17 protein-coding genes are annotated in these 20,086 nt (G+C 67.7%); 14 read left to right on the forward strand and 3 right to left on the reverse strand.

The annotated features are described in order from the left end of the window. The first annotated feature begins 43 nt into the window (after nt 1-43). From GY40_RS14070 to GY40_RS14085, 4 genes are read left to right on the forward strand one after another with little or no spacing between them, the layout of a single operon-like run. Nucleotides 44-952, forward strand: coding sequence for a metal ABC transporter substrate-binding protein (locus GY40_RS14070; RefSeq protein WP_038364187.1), 909 nt, complete (start codon nt 44-46; stop codon nt 950-952). Further along, entirely contained in the window at nt 949-1,854 is a 906-nt protein-coding gene (locus GY40_RS14075) for a manganese/iron ABC transporter ATP-binding protein (protein WP_038363226.1), read from the forward strand. Before GY40_RS14070 ends, GY40_RS14075 begins: the two co-directional genes overlap by 4 nt. Beyond that, nucleotides 1,851-2,708 (forward strand): iron/manganese ABC transporter permease subunit SitC, encoded by an 858-nt coding sequence (gene sitC / locus GY40_RS14080; protein ID WP_038363229.1) that lies wholly within the window; start codon nt 1,851-1,853, stop codon nt 2,706-2,708. The genes GY40_RS14075 and sitC overlap by 4 nt, the downstream gene beginning before the upstream one ends. Further along, the gene (locus GY40_RS14085) at nt 2,705-3,565 is read left to right on the forward strand and encodes a metal ABC transporter permease (protein WP_038363232.1); all 861 of its coding nucleotides are present in this window, start codon (nt 2,705-2,707) and stop codon (nt 3,563-3,565) included. The genes sitC and GY40_RS14085 overlap by 4 nt, the downstream gene beginning before the upstream one ends. 30 nt (nt 3,566-3,595) lie before the next feature. Here GY40_RS14085 and gcvA read toward each other — a convergent pair whose 3' ends face one another. Then, nucleotides 3,596-4,528 (reverse strand): transcriptional regulator GcvA, encoded by a 933-nt coding sequence (gene gcvA / locus GY40_RS14090; protein ID WP_038363234.1) that lies wholly within the window; start codon nt 4,526-4,528, stop codon nt 3,596-3,598. Nucleotides 4,529-4,631: 103 nt separating this feature from the next. Here gcvA and GY40_RS14095 point away from each other — a divergent pair, with 103 nt between their 5' ends. Then, nucleotides 4,632-4,850 carry a YjiS-like domain-containing protein gene (locus tag GY40_RS14095; protein WP_038363236.1) on the forward strand — a complete coding sequence of 73 codons (219 nt, stop codon included), beginning with the start codon at nt 4,632-4,634 and terminating at the stop codon, nt 4,848-4,850. A 312-nt stretch (nt 4,851-5,162) separates the two neighbouring features. On the opposite strand, the gene GY40_RS14100 is transcribed toward GY40_RS14095, so the two are convergent. Together GY40_RS14100 and GY40_RS14105 are read right to left on the reverse strand one after the other, a co-directional pair. Then, nucleotides 5,163-6,308, reverse strand: a complete 1,146-nt coding sequence (locus GY40_RS14100; protein WP_248311168.1) for a glycosyltransferase — start codon at nt 6,306-6,308, stop codon at nt 5,163-5,165. After that, the gene (locus GY40_RS14105; protein WP_081925388.1) at nt 6,305-6,919 is read right to left on the reverse strand and encodes a MarR family transcriptional regulator; all 615 of its coding nucleotides are present in this window, start codon (nt 6,917-6,919) and stop codon (nt 6,305-6,307) included. The genes GY40_RS14100 and GY40_RS14105 overlap by 4 nt, the downstream gene beginning before the upstream one ends. Nucleotides 6,920-7,245: 326 nt before the next feature. Here GY40_RS14105 and GY40_RS14110 point away from each other — a divergent pair, with 326 nt between their 5' ends. The 9 genes from GY40_RS14110 (at nt 7,246) to GY40_RS14150 (ending at nt 20,071) form a co-directional block, all read left to right on the forward strand. After that, nucleotides 7,246-9,003: a type I secretion system permease/ATPase gene (locus tag GY40_RS14110; protein WP_038363241.1), complete on the forward strand. Its 1,758-nt coding sequence runs from the start codon at nt 7,246-7,248 to the stop codon at nt 9,001-9,003. Then, nucleotides 9,000-10,355: an HlyD family type I secretion periplasmic adaptor subunit gene (locus GY40_RS14115; protein ID WP_156115956.1), complete on the forward strand. Its 1,356-nt coding sequence runs from the start codon at nt 9,000-9,002 to the stop codon at nt 10,353-10,355. Before GY40_RS14110 ends, GY40_RS14115 begins: the two co-directional genes overlap by 4 nt. Before the next feature lie 281 nt (nt 10,356-10,636). Beyond that, nucleotides 10,637-11,296 carry a calcium-binding protein gene (locus GY40_RS14120; RefSeq protein ID WP_038363243.1) on the forward strand — a complete coding sequence of 220 codons (660 nt, stop codon included), beginning with the start codon at nt 10,637-10,639 and terminating at the stop codon, nt 11,294-11,296. A gap of 147 nt (nt 11,297-11,443) precedes the next feature. Further along, entirely contained in the window at nt 11,444-13,738 is a 2,295-nt protein-coding gene (locus GY40_RS14125; RefSeq protein ID WP_051988014.1) for a glycosyltransferase, read from the forward strand. After that, nucleotides 13,735-14,565 (forward strand): class I SAM-dependent methyltransferase, encoded by an 831-nt coding sequence (locus GY40_RS14130; protein WP_112764334.1) that lies wholly within the window; start codon nt 13,735-13,737, stop codon nt 14,563-14,565. The genes GY40_RS14125 and GY40_RS14130 overlap by 4 nt, the downstream gene beginning before the upstream one ends. Further along, the gene (locus tag GY40_RS14135) at nt 14,562-15,809 is read left to right on the forward strand and encodes a glycosyltransferase family 4 protein (RefSeq protein ID WP_038363246.1); all 1,248 of its coding nucleotides are present in this window, start codon (nt 14,562-14,564) and stop codon (nt 15,807-15,809) included. The genes GY40_RS14130 and GY40_RS14135 overlap by 4 nt, the downstream gene beginning before the upstream one ends. Continuing rightward, a complete protein-coding gene (locus GY40_RS14140) occupies nt 15,806-16,573 on the forward strand; it encodes a hypothetical protein (RefSeq protein WP_051988016.1) in 768 nt (255 codons plus the stop codon). The genes GY40_RS14135 and GY40_RS14140 overlap by 4 nt, the downstream gene beginning before the upstream one ends. 4 nt (nt 16,574-16,577) lie before the next feature. Then, on the forward strand, nt 16,578-18,764 hold the full coding sequence (locus tag GY40_RS14145) for a glycosyltransferase family 2 protein (RefSeq protein ID WP_038363247.1): 2,187 nt from the start codon (nt 16,578-16,580) through the stop codon (nt 18,762-18,764). A 2-nt stretch (nt 18,765-18,766) separates the two neighbouring features. Then, entirely contained in the window at nt 18,767-20,071 is a 1,305-nt protein-coding gene (locus GY40_RS14150) for a glycosyltransferase family 4 protein (protein WP_038363249.1), read from the forward strand. The last annotated feature ends 15 nt before the right edge of the window (nt 20,072-20,086 follow it).

Raw genomic sequence — 20,086 nt, forward strand, 5'->3', positions numbered from 1 at the left:
CAATGAATTGCTTCTGCAATTCATTGTCAATAAGGATGCCTCCATGCCCGCTGCTTCGCGTCGATCGGTCCTGGCCGGTTTCATGGGCGCCGCCTTTGCCGCCATGCTGGGCAGCTTGCCGGCCGCCGCCCAGGGCAAGTTCAAGGCCGTCACCACCTTCACGGTGATTGCGGACATCGCGAAAAACGTCGCGGGCGACGCGGCGGTCGTCGAGTCGATCACCAAGCCCGGTGCCGAAATCCACAACTACCAGCCGACGCCGGGCGACATCCAGCGCGCCCAGGGCGCGCAGCTCATCCTCTGGAATGGCCTCGGGCTCGAGCTCTGGTTCGAGAAGTTCTTCCAGAATCTCAGGAACGTGCCGGGCGTTGTCGTCTCGCAGGGCGTCGCCCCGATGGGCATCGTCGAAGGCCCCTATAAGGGCAAGCCGAACCCGCATGCCTGGATGTCGCCCGCGGCCGCGCTGATCTATGTCGACAACATCCGCGACGCCTTCGCGAAGTACGACCCGCAGAATGCCGAGACCTACAAGGCCAATGCGGAAGCCTACAAGGCCAGGATTAAGGCCGCCATCGAGCCGATCAGGGCGGAACTCGCCGCCGTTTCCGCCGAGAAGCGCTGGCTTGTCTCCAGCGAGGGCGCCTTCTCGTATCTCGCACGCGATTTCGGGCTGAAGGAGCTCTATCTCTGGCCGATCAACGCCGACCAGCAGGGCACGCCGCAGCAGGTCCGCAAGGTCATCGACGCGGTGCGGAAGAACAAGATCACGGTGGTCTTCTCCGAGAGCACGATTTCGCCGAAGCCGGCCCAGCAGGTCGCGCGGGAAACCGGGGCGGCATATGGCGGCGTCCTCTATGTGGATTCGCTGAGCGAGAGCGACGGTCCGGTTCCGACCTATATCGACCTGCTCAAGGTCACCTCGGGCACCATCGCCAAGGGGCTGGCGCAGTGAACGTGCCTGTCGATGCCAAAGCCCTCCTCGCCGCGTCCGAGGCGGGGGGCGGCATCGCGGTGACCGGTGCGACGGTCACCTACCGCAATGGCCATACGGCGTTGCGGGATGCGAGCTTCCGCATCCCTACGGGCACGATCGCGGCTCTCGTCGGCGTCAACGGCTCCGGCAAGTCGACGTTGTTCAAGGCGATCATGGGCTTCGTGCGCCTCGCCAAAGGCGATATCCGCGTGCTCGGGCTGACGATCCGGCAGGCGCTGCGCCAGAACCTCATCGCTTATGTGCCGCAGGCCGAGGAGGTCGACTGGAACTTCCCGGTCCTGGTCGAGGATGTCGTGATGATGGGCCGCTACGGCCGCATGGGCCTGATGCGCATCCCGAAGGCCGCCGATCACGCGGCTGTCGATGCCGCGCTCGCCCGCGTCGACATGGGCGCCTTTCGCAAGCGCCAGATCGGGGAGCTCTCGGGCGGCCAGAAGAAGCGCGTCTTCCTGGCGCGGGCGCTCGCCCAGGACAGCCGGGTCATCCTGCTCGACGAGCCTTTCACCGGCGTCGACGTCAAGACCGAGGAGCGAATCATCGCGCTGCTGCGCGAATTGCGGGCGGAGGGCCGCGTCATGCTGGTCTCGACGCATAATCTCGGCTCCGTGCCGGAATTCTGCGATCGGACGATCCTGATCAAGGGAACGGTCCTGGCCCATGGCCCGACCGCGGACACCTTCACCCAGGAGAACCTGCAGAAGACCTTCGGCGGCGTGCTGCGCCATGTCGTGCTGAACGGGGCAAATGGCGGCGGGCAGGCGCCCGTCGGCGTCGTCACCGACGACGAGCGGCCATTGATCCTGCGTGAGGGCAGGGCGGCCCGCCGGGAGGCCGGGATGCGCGAAGGAGGCGGGGAATGATCGCCGTTCTCCTCGAGCCTTTCTCCTATGGCTATATGCGCAACGCCATGTGGGTCTCGGCCCTCGTCGGCGGCGTCTGCGCCTTCCTGTCCTGCTATCTGATGCTGAAGGGCTGGTCGCTGATCGGCGATGCGCTGTCGCATGCGATCGTGCCCGGTGTGGCCGGCGCCTATATGCTGGGCCTGCCCTTCTCGATCGGCGCCTTCTTCTCCGGCGGGCTCGCCGCCGGCGCGATGCTCTTCCTGAACCAGCGGACCAAGCTGAAGGAAGATGCCATCATCGGCCTGATCTTCTCGAGCTTCTTCGGGCTTGGCCTGTTCATGGTGTCGCTGTCGCCGACCTCGGTGAACATCCAGACCATCGTGCTCGGCAACATCCTCGCCATCACCCCCGCCGACACGATTCAGCTCGCGCTGATCGGCTTCGTCTCGCTCGGTGTCCTGCTCGTCAAATGGAAGGACCTCATGGTCACCTTCTTCGACGAGAGCCATGCGCGCTCGATCGGCCTCAACCCGACCGCTCTGAAGCTGATGTTCTTCACGCTGCTCTCGGCCTCGACCGTCGCGGCGTTGCAGACGGTGGGGGCCTTCCTCGTCATCTGCATGGTCGTCACGCCCGGCGCCACCGCCTATCTGCTGACGGATCGCTTCCCACGCTTGCTGGTGATCGCGGTCGCGATCGGCACGCTGACCAGCTTCGCCGGCGCCTATGCCAGCTATCATCTCGACGGCGCCACCGGCGGCATCATCGTCGTGCTGCAGACGGCGATCTTCCTGCTCGCCTTCCTCCTCGCGCCCAAGCACGGCATGCTGGCCGCCCGTCGCCGCGCCGCCCGCACCCTGGAGGCCGCATGACGATCCTCGTCGAGACGCTGCTCCAGCCCTTCCGCTTCGACTTCATGGTCAATGCGCTGGTGATCGCGGTGGTCGTCGCCATACCGATGGCGCTGCTGTCCTGCTTCCTCGTGCTGAAGGGCTGGTCGCTGATGGGCGATGCGATCAGCCACGCCGTCTTTCCCGGCGTGGTCCTCGCCTACATCCTCGGCTTTCCCTATGCCGTCGGGGCTTTCGCCGCAGGGATGATCTGCGCCACCGCAACGGGCTTCCTGAAGGACAACAGCCGGATCAAGCAGGACACCGTGATGGGCGTGGTCTTCTCCGGCATGTTCGGGCTCGGCCTCGTCCTCTATGTGATGATCCAGTCCGAGGTGCATCTCGACCATATTCTCTTCGGCGACATGCTCGGCGTCTCCGGGGCCGATATCGGCGGGGCCGCGCTGATCGCCCTGCTGACAGCGGGCGTGATCGGCCTCAAATGGAAGGATTTCCTGCTGCACGCCTTCGATCCGGCGCAGGCGCGGGCGGTCGGCCTTCGGGTGAACCTGCTGCATTACGGCCTGCTCAGCCTGATTTCGCTGACGATCGTCGGCGCGCTGCAGGCCGTCGGCATCATCCTGGCCATCGCCATGCTGATCGCGCCCGGCGCCATCGCTTTCCTGCTGACCCGCCGGTTCAGCACCATGCTGCTTGCGGCGGTCGTCATGGCCGTGACCGGCTCGTTCCTCGGGGTCTATCTCTCGTTCTTCATCGACAGTGCGCCCGCGCCGACCATCGTGCTCCTGCTGTCGCTCGCCTTCATCCTGGCGCTGGCCCATGCGAGCCGCAGGACGCCCGAAACCCGGCGGGATGGCGCCGCGCGTCCACTTCATTAGAACGGGCTGACTTTCAGCGGAACGACGCGGTCATCCCGGGCCGGCCGCGAGGCGATGGGCTGCCGCCTCGTCGCGGAGCCATTGCCGGAACGCGGCGATCGCCGGCCGCTGCGCCGACGCCTCCGGGCAGACCAGATAATACTGGTGCGGACCCCTGACCTGATCCGGGAAGGGCCGGACCAGACGGCCGGCATCGAGATAATCCCCGATCAGGACATTGGTCGCGAGCGCCACGCCCTGTCCCGAGGCGGCAGCCTGCAAAGCGAGAAAGGTATGCGAGAAGCGCGGCCCATGGCTCGCGTCGATCTGCGGCATGCCCACCGCCGCGAGCCAGCGCGGCCAGGTGACGAAGTCGGGGATTCCTTCCGGGATCTCGTGCAGCAGGGTGTGATGGCTGAGATCCGCCGGCTCGCGCAGCGGGCGGGCCGGATCGCCGAGCAGGGAGGCGCTGCAGACGGGAAAGAAATTCTCCTCCATCAGGAGATCCGCCCGCAGGCCCGGATAGCCGCCGCGGCCGGAGCGGATCGCCACGTCCACGTTCTCGCGGGCGAAATCGGTCAGGCTCACCGAGATCTCGACCCGCACCTCCAGATGGGGCTGGCGCTCCTTCAGGGAGCCGAGCCGGGGAATCAGCCAGTTCAGGGCGAAGCTCGGCAAGGTGCTGACGGTCAGGACATTCGGCGTCTCCGGGCGCAAGGCCCGCGCCGTCGCTTCGTTGAGCTGGTCGAGCGCCTGCGAGACGGTCGCGGCATAGCGCTCGCCGATTTCGGTCAGGGCCACGCCCTTGCTCGGCAGCCGAATGAAGAGCGGGCGCCGCAGCCAGGTTTCGAGCGCCCTGACATGCTGGCCGACAGCACTGGCGGTGACAGCCAGCTCATCGCCCGCCTTCTCGAAATTGCGATGCCGGGCGGCAGCCTCGAAGGCGCGCAAGGAGGCCAATGGCGGAAGATGGCGACGGCTCATGACAGGCCAAGCTCAACTTGGGCAATGCGAAGAACTTCGCATTTGCTTGACGCCGCGGCAAGGCGCAGATTCCCGGGCAATCAAGTCACCTGAGAGGCATGCCATGTTCGCAAGCCCAGCCACAGCCCAGCTTTCCCTTTCCCATCGCTCGCGCGGCGGCGCCCTGAAACTCCTGCTGCAGCTCGAGGCCTGGCTCGATGCGAGGGCGAGCGCGCGCGCTCTCTATGCGATGGACGAGCGCGGCCTGTCCGATCTCGCTCTGTCGCGCAGCGATGTCGAGCGCGTCAACGCCGACGCCCGCCGGCCGGCCGGAACGGCCTGAGGCGATTGGCGCGGAAAGAGGCCGCACGCGGCGCTAGCCGCCGGTTGCGGTGTCGGCATCGCTGATAGCGAGGCGGCGCGGATGCGCGACGGCCACGGCCTCGTCTTCCGCAGCTTCCGGATACGGGTTCCGATCTTCCTGTTTCGCCAACGCGGACGGCCGACCGGCGAGCTGGTCGAGGCCTTCGGCGCCGCCTCAAGCCCCCGCCGGCCTTTCGCGGCACGCCGGGCTGAGGTCGGGCTGCCCGAGTATTTTCCTCATGCGCATTGGTATCGATCCGCTTCGCCCGAAAATGCCCGCGCGCAGCAGCGGCTAGCCGCTCAGCCTGTGAATCCAGCCGATCTGGCGGTCCACGCAACGCTCGCGTTCATATCCGGCCCGGATGGTTTCGCGTGCGGCGTGGCGCAGAGGCGCCATCGCGGGGGCGTTCCGCAGCGCCTCGCCGATGCGCCGCGCCAGCAAGGCGGGGTCGTCGAACGGGGCGAGCAGGCCGTTGATGCCGTCGCGCACCACCTCCCTCACCGGCGGCGTGTCGGAGGCGACGACGAGGCAGCCGCAGGCCATCGCCTCCAGCAGCGACCAGGACAGCACGAAGGGGACCGTCAGATAGACATGTGCCGCCGAGACCTGGAACAGCCTGATCAGTTCGTCATGAGGCAGCCAGGGGATGTGCACGATGCGATCGGCCAGGCCGGTTTCTGCCAGCATCGCTTCGCGCCAGACGCGACCATCGTCGCGCGGGCGGCCATAGCCCGCCCCGTCGCCACCGACAGCCACGAAGATCAGGTCCGGATCGCGTTCCGCCAGAATGGCGGCGGCGCGCATGAACTGGGGATAGCCGCGATAGGGGTCGAGGTCGCGCGCGACGAAGGTGACGACCGGCGCGCCCGGCGCGAGCTCGCGGCCATCCGGTAAGGTGAAGCGCGCTTGCGGCTCGGGCCGGCAGAGTGCGGTGTCGATCCCGTCATGACAGACGGCGATGCGCTGGCGATAGGCTGCGGGATATTGCCGGCGCTGCCACTGCGTCGGGGCGTAGGCCGCGTCGAGCGTGTCGAGAGCGAGGAGCTGCGCGGCGTTGCGCATGCGGATGCGCTGCCGCTCCGCCAGGGGGATCGGCGCGGTCGCGCCGAAATCCAGATCCGATCCGGAACTGCGGTAGTAATATTCGCAGTAACCCATCAAGGCGGCGTCCGGCAGCGCGTCACGCGCGAAGAGAAGCCCGCCCCAGCCAGTGTGCCCGATCACGACATCGGGCGGATCGGTCGTCTTCAGGGACGCCATCATCTGCGCAACGGCCTCCCCGGTGCGCAGATGATAGTCGGTGGCGGCAAGCGCCGGGTGCTGTGTCGATGCTTCCCCGACCGCATAGGTCAGTTGCCGCACGCCGGCCTGCTCCTGCGCAGGGCGTTCGGTGATCAGCGTGACCTCGTCGCCCTGGGCGACGAGGCTCGCGATCAAAGAAGCGAACTGACCAGATCCTGCACGATGAACGAATAGGATATGCATGAGGCCAGTAAGACACCGCCGTAACGGAGGGAATCGTTCCACCACTGCTCCAGACGGCGCAGGGTTTCGTGAGTCGTCAGGAGATCGGCCTCGGTTCCGTTCTCGGAGCGTTGGCTGAACTGGCTGGTTTCGTCGAGCAGGCGCAGCCGCTCGCAGAGCATCTGCCCCTTGGGCGAGAGCGAGATCTTGGCCAGCCGGCGGTCGCGTGGCGACGCCGTTCGATCGAGATAGCCGCTCTCGACGAGCTGCTTGAGATTATAGGAGGCGTTCGAGCCCCCGTAATGCCCGCGATCCAGCAGGTCGCGGACCGCGATCTCACCTTGCCCGATGGTTAACAGAATCATCACCTGCGCAGGTGAGATGTCCTCGATGCCGAGCTTGCCCAGCTCGAGGCGCAGATAGTCGAGAAATCTTCGGCTCACGCGCTCGATGACACGGGCCAGATCAAAGGCGGAAAGCCTTCGCTCGGGACCGTCCTCGATATCGCCATCGCCGTTGGGCTGGTGATGGCCGTTCAAGGATCTGCCTGAAAATTGCCCGCCGCCATGCAATTTGAAGTGCATTCCTTACCCCGTCTGATCGAGTTTTGGACAATCCACCCTTTTTTCTCCCTTTCCCCAGTGAAGCCTATGGCAAAGCACGTGCCATACTGCGTGGCCAAAAGATAAGAATTTATCAAACGTGAATTAGATGGAAACTACTTCGAATTTCGAAATATCCCATAATCACGCCGCATTTGCTGAGTCGCTGCGTGAGGAGATAGAGTTCTAATCTGTCATAATCTTGACACTCCGCGCATATCACGTTCCCAATGCTGACGCTTGGTCGGCGTCGCCCAATGGTGACGTCATCCTTCTGGCTCGGCAACCCTCGCTTTCCGGAGATAGGAATGAAGGCTGTGCAGACCGCCTCCGACGCCTTGGTCAGGGATTTGCAGCGGTCGTTCGTGGGCGGCCTCGGCTATGCCGGCTCTCTCAGCCTGTGCGTGAATCTGCTGCTGCTGACCGTCCCGCTCTTCATGATGCAGGTCCAGGACCGGGTGACCGTCAGCCACAGCTACGACACGCTGACGATGCTGCTCGTCGTCGCGGTGGGGGCGCTCGCGCTCTATGGCACGATCGAGTTCATCCGCTCGCTGACCTTCCAGACCATGGCCAGCATCTTCGCGCGCCGACTCAACCTGCCGGCCCTGCAGGCGGCGGTGAGCGCCTCGCTCGAGCAGGGCTCGGGCCAGGCGACGCAGGCGATCCGCGATCTCAACGACATCCGCTTCTTCATCGCGAGCTCGGCCATCGCGACACCGCTCGAAGCCGCCTGGTCGCCGGTCTTCCTGGCCGTGCTGTTCATGCTGCACCCCGTCTACGGGCTGGTCGGGCTGGCGTCGCTGATCATCCTGCTGCTGCTCGGCGTGCTGTCGGACATGCTGACCCGCCGGATCCTCAAGGAGGCCAACGAGGCCGGCGTCGCCAGCATCAACGAGGTCGGCTCCAGCCTGCGTCACGCCGAGACGATCGAGGCGATGGGCATGCTGCCGGCGCTGTCGCAGCGCTGGCGCGGACAGCAGCTCGTCATGATCGAGCAGCTCGACATGGGCACGCGCCGCGCCAAGTTCATCGCGGCGCTGACGCGTTCGTGCCGGATGACGATGCAGCTGGCGGTCTATGCCACCGGCGCCGTGCTGATCATCCGCGCGGAGGTCACGGCCGGCACGCTGATGGCGGCGAGCATCCTGCTCGGTCGGCTGCTGGCGCCGTTCGATTCGATGATCACCGACTGGCGGCAATGGGTGCTGGCCGCGACCGCATGGAAGCGGGTGCGGGAGCTGGTGCTGTCGCGCAGCTCGCAGCGCCAGACCGTGCCGACGCCGCCCTGCCAGGGCGATCTGGTGGTCGACCGCGTGATCTTCGCTCCTGCCGGCTCGGAGCAGACCGTGATCAAGGGCGTGTCCTTCTCGCTGGAGCCGGGCGAGGTGCTTGGCATCGTCGGGCCGTCGGGCGCCGGCAAGTCGACGCTGGCCCGGCTGCTCGTCGGCGTCCTCAAGCCGAATGCCGGCGGCGTCTATCTGGATGGCCACAGCACCTATCTCTGGGAGCGCGGCTCCTTCGGGGCCATGGTCGGCTATCTGCCGCAATCGGTCTCGCTCCTGAACGGCACGATCGCGGAGAACATCGCCCGCATGCGGGCCCCCGATCCGCATGCGATCCTCGAAGCGGCGCGCATCGCCGGTGTGCATGAGCTGATCGGCCGGCTGCCGCTCGGCTACGACACCAGCGTGGCCGACAGCGACTTCAAGCTGTCCGGCGGCCAGCGCCAGCGCATCGGCCTGGCGCGCGCGCTCTACGGGCTGCCGCGCCTGATCGTTCTCGACGAGCCGAACGCCAATCTCGACGCCGAGGGCGAGCAGAGTCTGATCCGCGCCGTGGCGGCCGCGCGCGAGAGCGGGGCCATCGTCATTCTGATCGCGCACCGCCCCTCGGTGATGCAGGTCGTCGACAAGCTCCTCATCCTGAAGGACGGCCGCGTCCAGCAATTCGGCCCACGCGCGGCGATCGCCGGCATGATCACGCCCGGCGGGCGCGTGGAGATCGAGCCGGCCGCGGCGAATGCCGCCCCATCCGCCCCGTCCGTTCGCGAGGTGAAGGCGTGACCGGAAACTCCCTGATCAAACGCCCTGAAATGCTGCCTGTCGCCTCCGCCGCGTGGCAGGAACCGGAGGAGCGCGTGCCGAGCCTGCGCAGCCTGGTTCTCGCCGGGGTGGCGGCGATCGGCGTGGGCTTCGGCGGCTTCGGCGCCTGGGCGGTTACTGCCCGGCTCGACAATGCCGCCGTGGCGAGCGGCGTCGTGGCCGTCGACAGCAAGCGCAAGACGGTCAGCCATCTCGAAGGCGGCATCCTCAAGACCCTGCTCAAGGCCGAGGGCGAGCGGGTCGCCAAGGATGAACCGTTGCTGCGGCTGGAGGATGCCCGCGCCCGTGCGGAATTGCAGCAGCTCGAGGCGAAGCGGATCGGGCTGGAGGCGAAGCTCGCCCGCCTCCGGGCCGAGCAGGCGAATGCAGCCGAGGTCGACTTCCCCGACATCGTCGAGCGGGGAGAGAGCCCGATCGCGCGCGAGGTGCTGCGTGCCGAGCTCACGCTGTTCAAGTCACGCGCGCAGGTCCATGACGGCAAGATCAACATCCAGCAGCGCGTCATCGAACAGCATCAGGCCGAGTCCGAGGCGCTGAACGCGCAGATCGACGCCACCATCCGGCAGCGCTCCCTGATCGACGACGAGGTCCGGATTCTCACCGATCTCTACGAGAAGCGCTACGCCAAGCGCAGCCAGCTGGTCGAGCTGCAGACCCGGCAGAGCGAGCTTTCCGGGCGGGCCGGCGAATTCGCCGCGCGCAAGGCCAAGGCCGAGCAGGCGGTCGCCGGCGCCAATCTGGAGATCCTGTCGATCAGCCTCGAGCGGCAGAACCAGATCGCCGGCGACATTCAGGACGCCCAGCTGGCGCTGTCGGAGGTCATCGAGCGCATCGTCCAGGCGCGGGACGTGTTGCGCCGCCTGATCGTGACCGCTCCTCAGGAGGGCATCGTCACCAATATCCGCATGCGCACCGCCGGCAGCGTGATCACGGCCGGCGAGGCGATCCTCGACATCGTGCCGGAGAACGAGCCGTTGATCGTCGAGGCCAAGGTCGACCCGCGCGATATCGATGTGGTGCGCGTCGGGGCGCCCACCCGCGTGCGATTGACCGCGTTCAACTCGCGGACCCTGCCGCCGCTGGAGGCGAAGGTGACTTATGTCGCGCCGGACCAGCTCGTCGACGAGAAGTCCGGCGTTGCCTATTTCGTCGTGCGCGCCGAGATCGATCCGGACAGCCTGAAGGGCCATAAGATCGTGCTGCATGCCGGCATGACCGCGGAGGTCATGATCGTCAACGGCGCGCGCCGCGCGATCGATTATCTGATCTCGCCCTTCACCGACAGCTTCAACCGGGCATTCCGCGAGGATTGACGCGACCCGAGGCGAGGAGCGGATGGCGAGGGATATTTCAAAATTGGAAGTATATTCTCGGGATTGTCGGAAGAGTTGCCGAATAAAATGAAGTCTAAATTTTTGTGCATCGCAAAATAGTCACAATAAAAAGCTTGCTGCGACGCACGCATTGAGTAATCCTCTAAGAGTCGAGCGACGGCGTGACGCTTGCGATGCTGTCGGAACCGTTCCCGGACACAGGATTTGCGGCCGGATTTCCGGACAGGTCCGGGTTCACCAGATCGCTTAGGAGGTGCCGAATGGCGACGATCGAAGGAAGTGCATTCGACGACTTTTTGATTGGGACTCGCTTCAGCGACGTGATCCACGCCGGCAACGGCGACGATTTCGTTCATGGTGGCGACGGGGATGATTTCATCTTCGGCGATAAAGGGGACGACGTGCTTTACGGCGACGAGGGCGACGACGCGCTCTTCGGCGGCAATGGCGACGACATCCTCTTCGGCGGCAATGGCAATGATGTCCTGTCCGGCGGCAATGGCAACGATGTCCTTCAGGGCGGCGCGGGAGACGACATTCTCCAGGGCGGCAAGGGGGACGACGTCCTGTATGGCGGCGACGGCAACGACGTGCTGATCGGCGGCGCGGGCGACGACATCCTCTTCGGCGGCGCCGGGGACGACGTCCTGATCGGCGGCGCCGGACACGATGTCTTCGTCTTCACCGGTGGAGGCGGCAACGACGTCGTCCTCGATTTCGAGGCGGGCACGGACATGCTGCAGATCGCGCATGACATCAACGGCACCGGCGTGGCGACCGCCGAGGACGTGGCGGCCCGCGCGACCACGGTCGGCGGCAACACCGTCATCGACCTCGGCCATGGCGACACCCTGACCCTCGTCGGCGTGACCGCCGAGGACATCCAGGCTGATCCGCACAGCTACTTCTCGATCGCCTGATCGTCCTGACGCGCGTACCCGTCCGGCCGGCAGTGGCCGGGCGGAAGGCGACGCGCCCGACAACGCTCCGGAGCGCGCGGCTTCCCGGGAGGTGGATTTCCCTCTTCGCCGAGCGCTCCGGGACCCTCCGTGCGGCAGGAGAACCCCATGCTTTCACTTGCGCCCGCCGCCACGGCGGTGGCGGCCCCGACCCAGCTCGAACTCCATCGCCTCGGCGGTTCGGTCTTCCTGCTCTGCTGGACGCTCGAGGCCTCGCCCTTCGGCAAGCCGTCGATCGCGCTGACAGGCGGCGGCCGGCGCCTCGCCGCGGCCTCGATCTCGCTGGGGCTGCGCGACGGGCGCGAAAGGCTGGCCGTCGCCTTCCGCTCCTCCGGCCATGACAGCATCGTCGCGACCCTGTCCGACCACGGCCCGCAGGGTGACGTGACCGCAGCCTTCGACCCGGCGCTGGTTCACGGCCTGGCCGATCCCGACGACATCCTGGAGGACCTCACGCCGCGGGCCCGGCTGGCGCTCGCCAATGCGCTGGTGCGGGCCTGGCCGCCCTTGTTCAACCTCGCTGCGGTCCCGAGCTACCTGTCCTTTCTGCGCCAGCTTCTCCTGGCTCTCTTTCCCGAGCCGGCCGCGATGCAGCCCAGCGCGGCGCTGGTCGAGGGCCGATGGCTGTCCGAGACCGTCGTCCCCGCCGATCTCGACGCGCTGCGCACGGCGTTCCGCCTGGACGGCGCCGGCCTCACGCGCCTCGAGCTGCCGTCGCGCCTCGGCGCAGCCGATCGCAACGGCCAGCGCGAGCTTCACCTCGTGCTGGAGGAGCCGCCGGTGCGCGGCGGCGGCCTGCTGATCCTGCAGAGCGAGCGCTCGCTCGTGGTCAGGACCTTGCCCGGGCGGCAAGCGGCGCCCTCGCTCGGCCGCTGGTGGGCAGGCAAGGCCGCGAGCCGCGACGGCCTGCGCAACTGGGTCATCGAGCAGCTCGCCGGCCTGTCCGAGCAGGGACGGCTTCTCGCCGTCGAGATGCAGCGCCGGGCGCCTCTCGCCGTCCAGCATGTCCGCCGCAACGACGATCTGCCCGCCGCCGAGCTCGATCTCGCGGTCTGCAACCGGGCGGGCCTGCTGATCGGCGGCTATCTGCGCGATCCCGACGATCTCCTGGAGGAGGTGCTGCTGCATCGCGGCACCGGCGAGCCGATCGCCATGCTCTCGCGTCTCCAGCGCTTCCCGGTCAGGTTGCCGAGCGGGGCGGAAGGCGAGACGCGTGCCGCCATCGGCTTCGCCGCCTTCGCCCCGGACTATGCCGCTGGGGCGCCGGTGCTGCAGCCGCGCTGCGAGATCAGGCTGAAATCGGGGACGGTGCTGACGCTGCGCCCGCCCGTGCAGCCGGCCGACGCGGCCACGATCCGGGCGCGGGCGCTTTCGGCGATCCCGCCGCAATATCTCACCGCCGCGATGCTGGAGGAGACGCTCGCGCCGATCCTCGCCGCTTGCCAGGAGGAGTTGCGCGCGAATCGGCCGGAGCCTGAAGTGAAAACCTTCGGCCGTGGCCCGGCCCGGCCGAAAGCCTCCGTGGTGATCCCGCTCTACCGCGTCTATGATTTCCTGCGCGTGCAGGTCGCGGCCTTCGCAGGCGATCCCTGGTTCGCTGAGAACGCCGAGCTAATCTATGTGCTCGATTCTCCCGAACACGAGGCCGAGGTCGCGCATCTCCTGGGCGGGTTGCATCTCGCCTACGGCCTGCCGATGCAGCTCGTGGCGATGCGGCGCAATGGCGGCTTCTCGGCTGCCTGCAATGCCGGGGCGCGCCAGGCGCGCGGCGAGGCGCTGGCTTTGGTCAATTCCGACGTGATCCCCGTCGGCAATGGCTGGCTGCCGGCTTTGGTCGCCAAGCTCGACAAGCGCCGGCGGATCGGTGCCGTCGGCCCGAAGCTGCTCTACGAGGACGGCTCGCTGCAGCATGCCGGCCTTTTCTTCAAGCGCGACAGTAAAGGCACCTGGCTCAACCATCATTACTTCAAGGGCATGCCGGGCAGCTATGCGCCGGCCAATGTCGAGCGCCCGGTGCCGGGCGTCACCGGCGCCTGCATCGTCATGGCGCGCGAGCTGTTCGGCGAGCTCGGCGGCTTCGACGAGAGCTATGTGATCGGCGATTACGAGGACAGCGATCTGTGCCTCAAGATCCGGCGCGCCGGCCTCGGCATCGTCTATGTGCCGGATGTCGCGCTCTACCATCTCGAGCGCCAGTCGATCTCCAAGAGCACCGATTACACGCGCGGCGCCGCCTCCCAGCACAATGCCTGGCTGCAGATGCGGCGCTGGGACGCGCAGATCGCCGCGCTGATGCAGGCCTTCGAGACCTCGGCGGCCGAGCCCGCGCTGCTGCAAGCACAGGCGCCGAGCGAACCCGACCTTGTTCCCCGCTTCAGCTTCAGGAGAGCGACCGCGGCATGACGGCGATGACGGCCCTGAGACAGATCGCGCCCGAACCGGCGCCCGCGAGCGCCCCGGCCGGGCCGGAGCTCGACTGGCTGCTGGCCGGGCTCCAGACCAACCGCTTCATGCCGCATCCGCCGCCGGATTCGATCTTCGTCGGCGATGGCGACTATCGCGCCATCGGCGCCGAATTCCTCGGCCACTTCGTCCGGATCGGCCGGCTCATGCCGCATGAGCGCGTCTTCGATATCGGCTGCGGCATCGGCCGCATGGCGGTGCCGCTGACGCAGTATCTCGACCCCGAACGGGGCAGCTATGACGGTGTCGACCCGGTGATGGACGGCATTCTCTGGTGTGCCCAGACGATCACGCCGGCCTATCCGCGCTTCCGCTTCCAGCGCCTCGACATCGCCCACCCGCTCTACAATCCGCAGGGGTCGCTGCCGGGCAACGAGGTCCGCTTCGGCTTCGCCAATGGCAGCTTCGACTTCGTGACGATGATCTCGGTGGCGACGCATCTGCCGCCCGACGAGCTCGTGGTCTATCTGCAGGAAGCCTCGCGCCTGCTGGCGCCGGGCGGCCGGCTCTTCCTCACCGCCTTTGCGATCGACGGCAGCACGGGCCAGGAGCGCCTCTCGTTCAAGCGCTGGCAGGACGGGCCCGGCTGGTATGCGATCGACGAGGCGCCGCTTGCGGCGGCCGGCATCGATGCGAGCTTCCTGCTGGAGCAGACGATGCAGGCCGGGCTCGCCGTCGAGGCCCTGCGTCCGGGGCATTGGCGCGGTATCAGCGCGGCGCATTACCAGGACGTGCTGATCGCGACCAAGCCGGGAGGCCGGCCATGAGCCGCCGCATCCTCGTCGCCGCGCACAACCACCCCGCGCTGCATCCGGGCGGGACCGAGATCTTCGCGCATGACCTTGCGGGCGCCTATCGCGAGCAGGGCTGCGAGGTGCTCTTCCTCGGCGCGACCAACACGATCCATCGCGAGCCGCATCCGGGCACGGCGCTGCAATCGGTCGGCGAGGACGTGGTGCTGTGGAGCGCGCATTACGACCGCTTCCACATGAGCCAGATCGACCATTACGGCACGTTGCAGGACCTCGGGACGCTGCTCAGCGAGTTCCACCCGGACGTGATCCATGTCCATCATCTCGCCCTGATCGGCGCGGAATTCCTGACGCTGGCGCGCCGGCTGCTGCCGCGGACGGCGATCGTGATGACGCTGCACGACTACTATCCGATCTGCCACCATGACGGGCTGATGGTGCGGCCGGGCGACCGGCAGCGCTGCGCCGGCGCCTCGCCGGCGGGCTGCCATGGCTGCTTCCCCGAGATCGGCGCCGACCGCTTCCTGCTGCGCGAGCGCTTCATCAAGACGCATCTGGCGGCGGTCGATCATTTCGTCGCGCCGAGTCGTTTCCTGCGCCAGCGCTATATCGAATGGGGCCTGCCGGGCGACAGGATCGAGGTCTTCGCCAATGCCCGCCCGGCGCAGGAGCCGGTTCCGCACCGCCGCGCGACGGGCCGGCGCGCCAGCTTCGGCTATTTCGGCAATCTGAATCCCTGGAAGGGCGTGCTGCCACTCCTCCAGGCGGCCAGGATTCTTCAGGCTTCGGGGGAGGGCGGCTTCAGCCTGCGCATCCATGGCGGCGCGCCGTTCCAGAGCGAGGCCTTCACCAGCGCGCTCGACGCCGCGCTCGCCGGGACCGAAGGCGTCGTCACCCATTGCGGCGCTTACGCCCGCGACGAGGTGCCGGCCCTGATGGCCGAAATCGACTGGGTGGTGATGCCCTCGATCTGGTGGGAGAACGCGCCGCTCGTCATCCAGGAAGCCTTCCAGCATCGCCGGCCGCTGATCGTCAGCGATATCGGTGGCATGGCCGAGATGGTGCGCGACGAGATCGACGGGCTGCATGTCCGGCCGGGCGATCCGGCCGCGCTCGCCCGCACCATGCGCCGGGCGATGGAGGAGGCCGGGCTGTGGCAGCGCCTCGTCCACGGCATCGCCGAGCAGCCTTCGCTCGCCGCATGCGCCGCCCGCCATCTCGCCCTCTTCGACAGCCTCAAGCTCGCGGAGGCCGCATGACGACCGCGACCAACCAGAACAACGAACTCCGGCTGCCGCGCGTCGACGCGCCGAATGTCGAGCCGGCGAAGCTGAACGGACGGATCGACGCCCTCGACGGCAACCGCCTGCATGGCTGGATCTGGGACGAGGCCCGTCCCGACCAGGCCGTCACGGTGAAGCTTTATTGCGACGGCAAGCTCGCTTTGGAGGCCAAGGCGGATCAGAGCCGCATCGATCTGCGTCGCAACGGCATCGGCGACGGCAAGCACGCCTTCTCCATGGAACTCGACGAGAGGCTGGTCGCGGCACGCGGCCGCCTCAAGGTCGTCGGCATCTCGCCGGCGACCGGGGCCGAATTGGAACTGCGCCTGCCGGCGGCGGACGAGCTGGCGGCGGAGGCCGCGATCGCCGTGCCGCTCGCCCGCTTCTTCGACAAGGTCGAGGTGCTGATCGCGCTCAACCGGCGGGCGCAACTCGTCCAGAAGGAGCTGAACGAGAAGCTCGACCGCATCGCGGCGCGTCTCGAAGAGAACAACGCCCTCGCCGAGGCCAGCAAGGTGGAGGCCGAGACGCAAAGCGAGATCGTGCGCCGTCTCGGCGAGCTCGACGTCTTCCAGCTTCGCTTCGACGGCACGTTGCGCGCCTTCGACGAGCGCCTCATGGCGATCCGCAAGGAGGCGCGCGCGCCGCTCCGGCAGGTCACGGTGATCCTCGGCTTCCTCTCGACGCTCGCCGCCGTGATGTCCTTCGCCACGCTTGCCGTGACGCTCTGGGGAGGTTGAGGCGATGAGCGAGGTTATCGTTCCCGAAAGGACGTCCGTCAGCCCGGCGCCGATCGTCGCCTGGACGCCGCTCGGCGAGAACGCCATTCTTGTCCGCAGCGCCTGCGACGCCATTCCGGCCAAGGTTCCGGTCGCGGTCGACGGCAATCCGCGCAATCGCGCCCAGACCATGGTGCTGAGCTGGCGCCGGCCCGGGGCCGAGCCTTTGGCGGCCACCGGCTTCCTCTGCCTCGCGCCCGCGCCCAGCGTCGACAATAGCGGCACCGGCGCCCTGCTGATCGGCCGCCCTGGCCGTCCCTTGCGCCTGATCCTGGCGGCGAAGCCGCAGCCCTTGCAGACCTTCCTCTCCGAACTCGCCGAGGATGCGGGCCAGGCCTTTCCGAGCGTGGTCGATGGCCTGCTCGAAGTGCTGCTGACCGGCGCGCCCAATCCGCGTCGCCTGAGGGCGGTGGCGATGTTGCTGCAGACCGTCGCGCGGCCCGGAGGCTTCGTCGAGGTGATGGGCGCGCTGGAGGGCGACGGCATCTTCCTGCAGGGCTGGACCTCCGATTTCGCCGCCGGGCGGCTCAAGCTCCTGATCGCGCATGGCGGCCTGTCTCCGGCCCATCTCGAAGCCGGAACCTTCGAGCGGGGCGATCTGGGGGAGGGCGCGCGTGGCTTCTTCGGCCTGCTCGAGGATTGCCAGGTCCAGCAGCCGGGCGAGATCGAGCGGCTCTATTTCCGCGGTAGCGATGGCTGGCGGGCGCTGGAGGTCTATGAGCGCTACGTCCTGCTCGAGCCGATCACGGTTCCCGGCCATCTGCGCGACGGGCTGGCGCGCGGCACGGCGCCCCAGACCACCACCGACAGGCTCAGGCGTGCCTCGCAGCGCTTCGACGGCCGCGACACCGTCTGTCTGCTGGAGGAGCCGGTGCGCGCCGGCATCGACTCCGTGACGGTCGTCGAGGATACCGGCGTGCTGATCATCGGCTGGCTTTTCGATCCGGAGCGCCGGGTCGATGCGGTCACCTTGCGCAGCGGCGGCCAGTCCTGCGCCGTCGACCGGCTCTGGACGCGCGTGCAGCGGCCGGACGTCACCGCCGCCTTCATGGAGGATCCGCGCTTCGGCCCGGCGCTGGCGGCGCGGCGCAACAGCCACGGCTTCATCGTCTTCGCGCCGAAGCTCCTGCCGGAGCCTGGGCAGCCGCTTCATCTCGCCTTCGAGGTTCAGGGTACGGGGCCGGCCTTCCTGCCGCTCGAACCGAACCGCGCCCAGGCGCGGCGGGCGCTGGAGCGCGTCCTCGGCCTGCTCGATCCGCGCTCCTCGACGGCGAATGCGGTGGTCGAGCGCCAGATCGCGCCGGCCCTGCAGGCGGCCGAGATCGTGCCGCCGCGCGCCGTCGAGACGCTCGATGTCGGCTCCTTCGATGCGGAGGCACCGCTCGGCCTCGTCATCGGCCTCGACCATCGCCAGCGCGAATTGTCGGCGCTCTTCGCCTTGCTGGCGATGGATCCGGAAGTCCGGCCGCTGCCGATCGCGATCGCGGCGCCGTCGGAGAGCTTCGACCGCGTCGGCGCGGAAGCGCGGCGGCTCGCACGCTTCTACGGGCTGTCGGTGCGTCTCGTCGCGGTCGAAGGCGTCGAGGATGCCTGCGACGCGCTGGAGGCTGGCGTACGCGCGTGTCGCTTCCAGACGGTCGTGCTGCTCTCGGGCGCCGCGCAGATCCGGATGCCGGGCTGGCTCGGCCGGCTCGAAAGAGCCTATCGCGCCCGTGGCGGGCAATGCGTCGCCAGCCCGACCTTGCTGTTCGAGGACGATTCCATCCGCTGGGCCGGCGCCTGGCTGGAGGGAGAAGGCGCGAGCCGGCGCATCGCCAACCGCTTCGTCGGCTATCCGCTCGATGCGGTCGGCAATCTCGGCCCGATGGAGGTCGCGGCGGGGGCGAGCGAATGCTGCGTGCTGTCGCGCGCCGCTTTCATCGAGGTCGGCGGCTTCGCGCGCAATTACTTCACCACGGCGGAGAAGGGGCTCGATCTCTGCCTCAAGCTCAGGATGGCGGGCTCGCCCTCGCTCTGGGTGCCCGACGTCGAGGTCTACGCGGTCGACGACACCGAGACGGCTGCGCCGCATGCCGGCGCGCTGGCCAGGCTCGCCGACCGGACGAGCTTCGACCGGCGCTGGGCGCTCGCCATCTCCAACATGAAAGGCTGAGGATGCGGGTTCTCGTGATATCGCACGCCCATCCCTCGCTCTCGCTGGGCGGGGCGGAGGTGGCGTCCTACAACCTGCACAAGGGGCTGCAGGCGGGTGAGGGCATCGATTCCCATTATCTCGCCCGTGTCGGCGCGCCGACGCCGCGCCATGCCGGCACGGCGCTGATGAGCCTGCGCCAACGCGGCGGCGAGCTGCTCTACTACGCCGAGGATTACGATCACTTCCTGATCTCCAACCGCGCCACGGAGGAGATCGAGCGCGACTTCGTCCGCGTGCTGCACGATCTGAAACCGGATGTGGTGCATTTCCACCACTTCATCGGGCTCGGGCTCGAATGCCTGTTCGCGGTGCGCGACGCGCTGCCCGATGCGCTGATCGTGGTTACCTTCCACGAATATCTCTCGATCTGCCACCATCACGGCCAGATGGTGAAGACCGGCGCTTTCAAGCTCTGCTACCGGGCCTCGCCGACCGACTGCAACGCCTGCTTTCCCGACATCTCGCCGGCCCGCTTCCTGGCGCGCGAGACCTTCATCAAGGGCATGCTGGGGCTGGCCGACCATTTCGTCTCGCCGAGTCGCTTCCTCGTCGACCGCTATGTCGGCTGGGGACTGGCGGAGGAGCGCTTCTCGGTGATCGAGAACGGCATCGACGTGGCCAGCACCGCCCCGCCGCGGCCCCTGCCCGAAGGCAAGGAGCGGCGCTCGCGCTTCGCCTATTTCGGCCAGCTCACGCCCTATAAGGGCGCCGACGTGCTGATCGACGCGGTGACGCGCATTCCCGATTCCGTCTGGGGCGAGGATGCGATGCTGCTGGTCTATGGCGGCAATCTGGAGCGCCAGCCGCAGGCCTATCAGGACAAGTTCGCCAAGCTGGTCGAGAGCGCCGGCCGGCGCGTGCGCTTCTGCGGCGCCTTCCAGAACCACGAGATGCCGAACCTGATGCGCTCGGTCGACTGGGTGGTGATGCCCTCGGTCTGGTGGGAGAACTCGCCGATCGTGATCCAGGAGGCGTTCTTCCATGGCCGCCCGATCCTGGCGAGCGCGCTTGGCGGCATGGCCGAGAAGATCACCGACGAGGTCGACGGCCTGCATTTCCGCGCTGGCAGCCCGGAGGATCTCGTCGATTGCATGGTCCGCTCCCTGACCGAGCCGGGGCTCTGGGAACGCCTGCGCGGCGGCATCACCCGGCCGATGAGCCATCGCGAATGCGCGCAGACGCATCTCGATCTCTATCGCCGCCTCATCGCCGAACGCAGCCGCCCCGCGCAGGCGCGGCAAGACCCCGCGGCGATGATCGCCTGAAACCATAACGAGACA

The sequence above is a fragment of the Allobosea sp. UNC402CLCol genome (genome assembly GCF_000745475.1).
GTDB classification, from domain to species: domain Bacteria; phylum Pseudomonadota; class Alphaproteobacteria; order Rhizobiales; family Beijerinckiaceae; genus Allobosea; species Allobosea spartocytisi.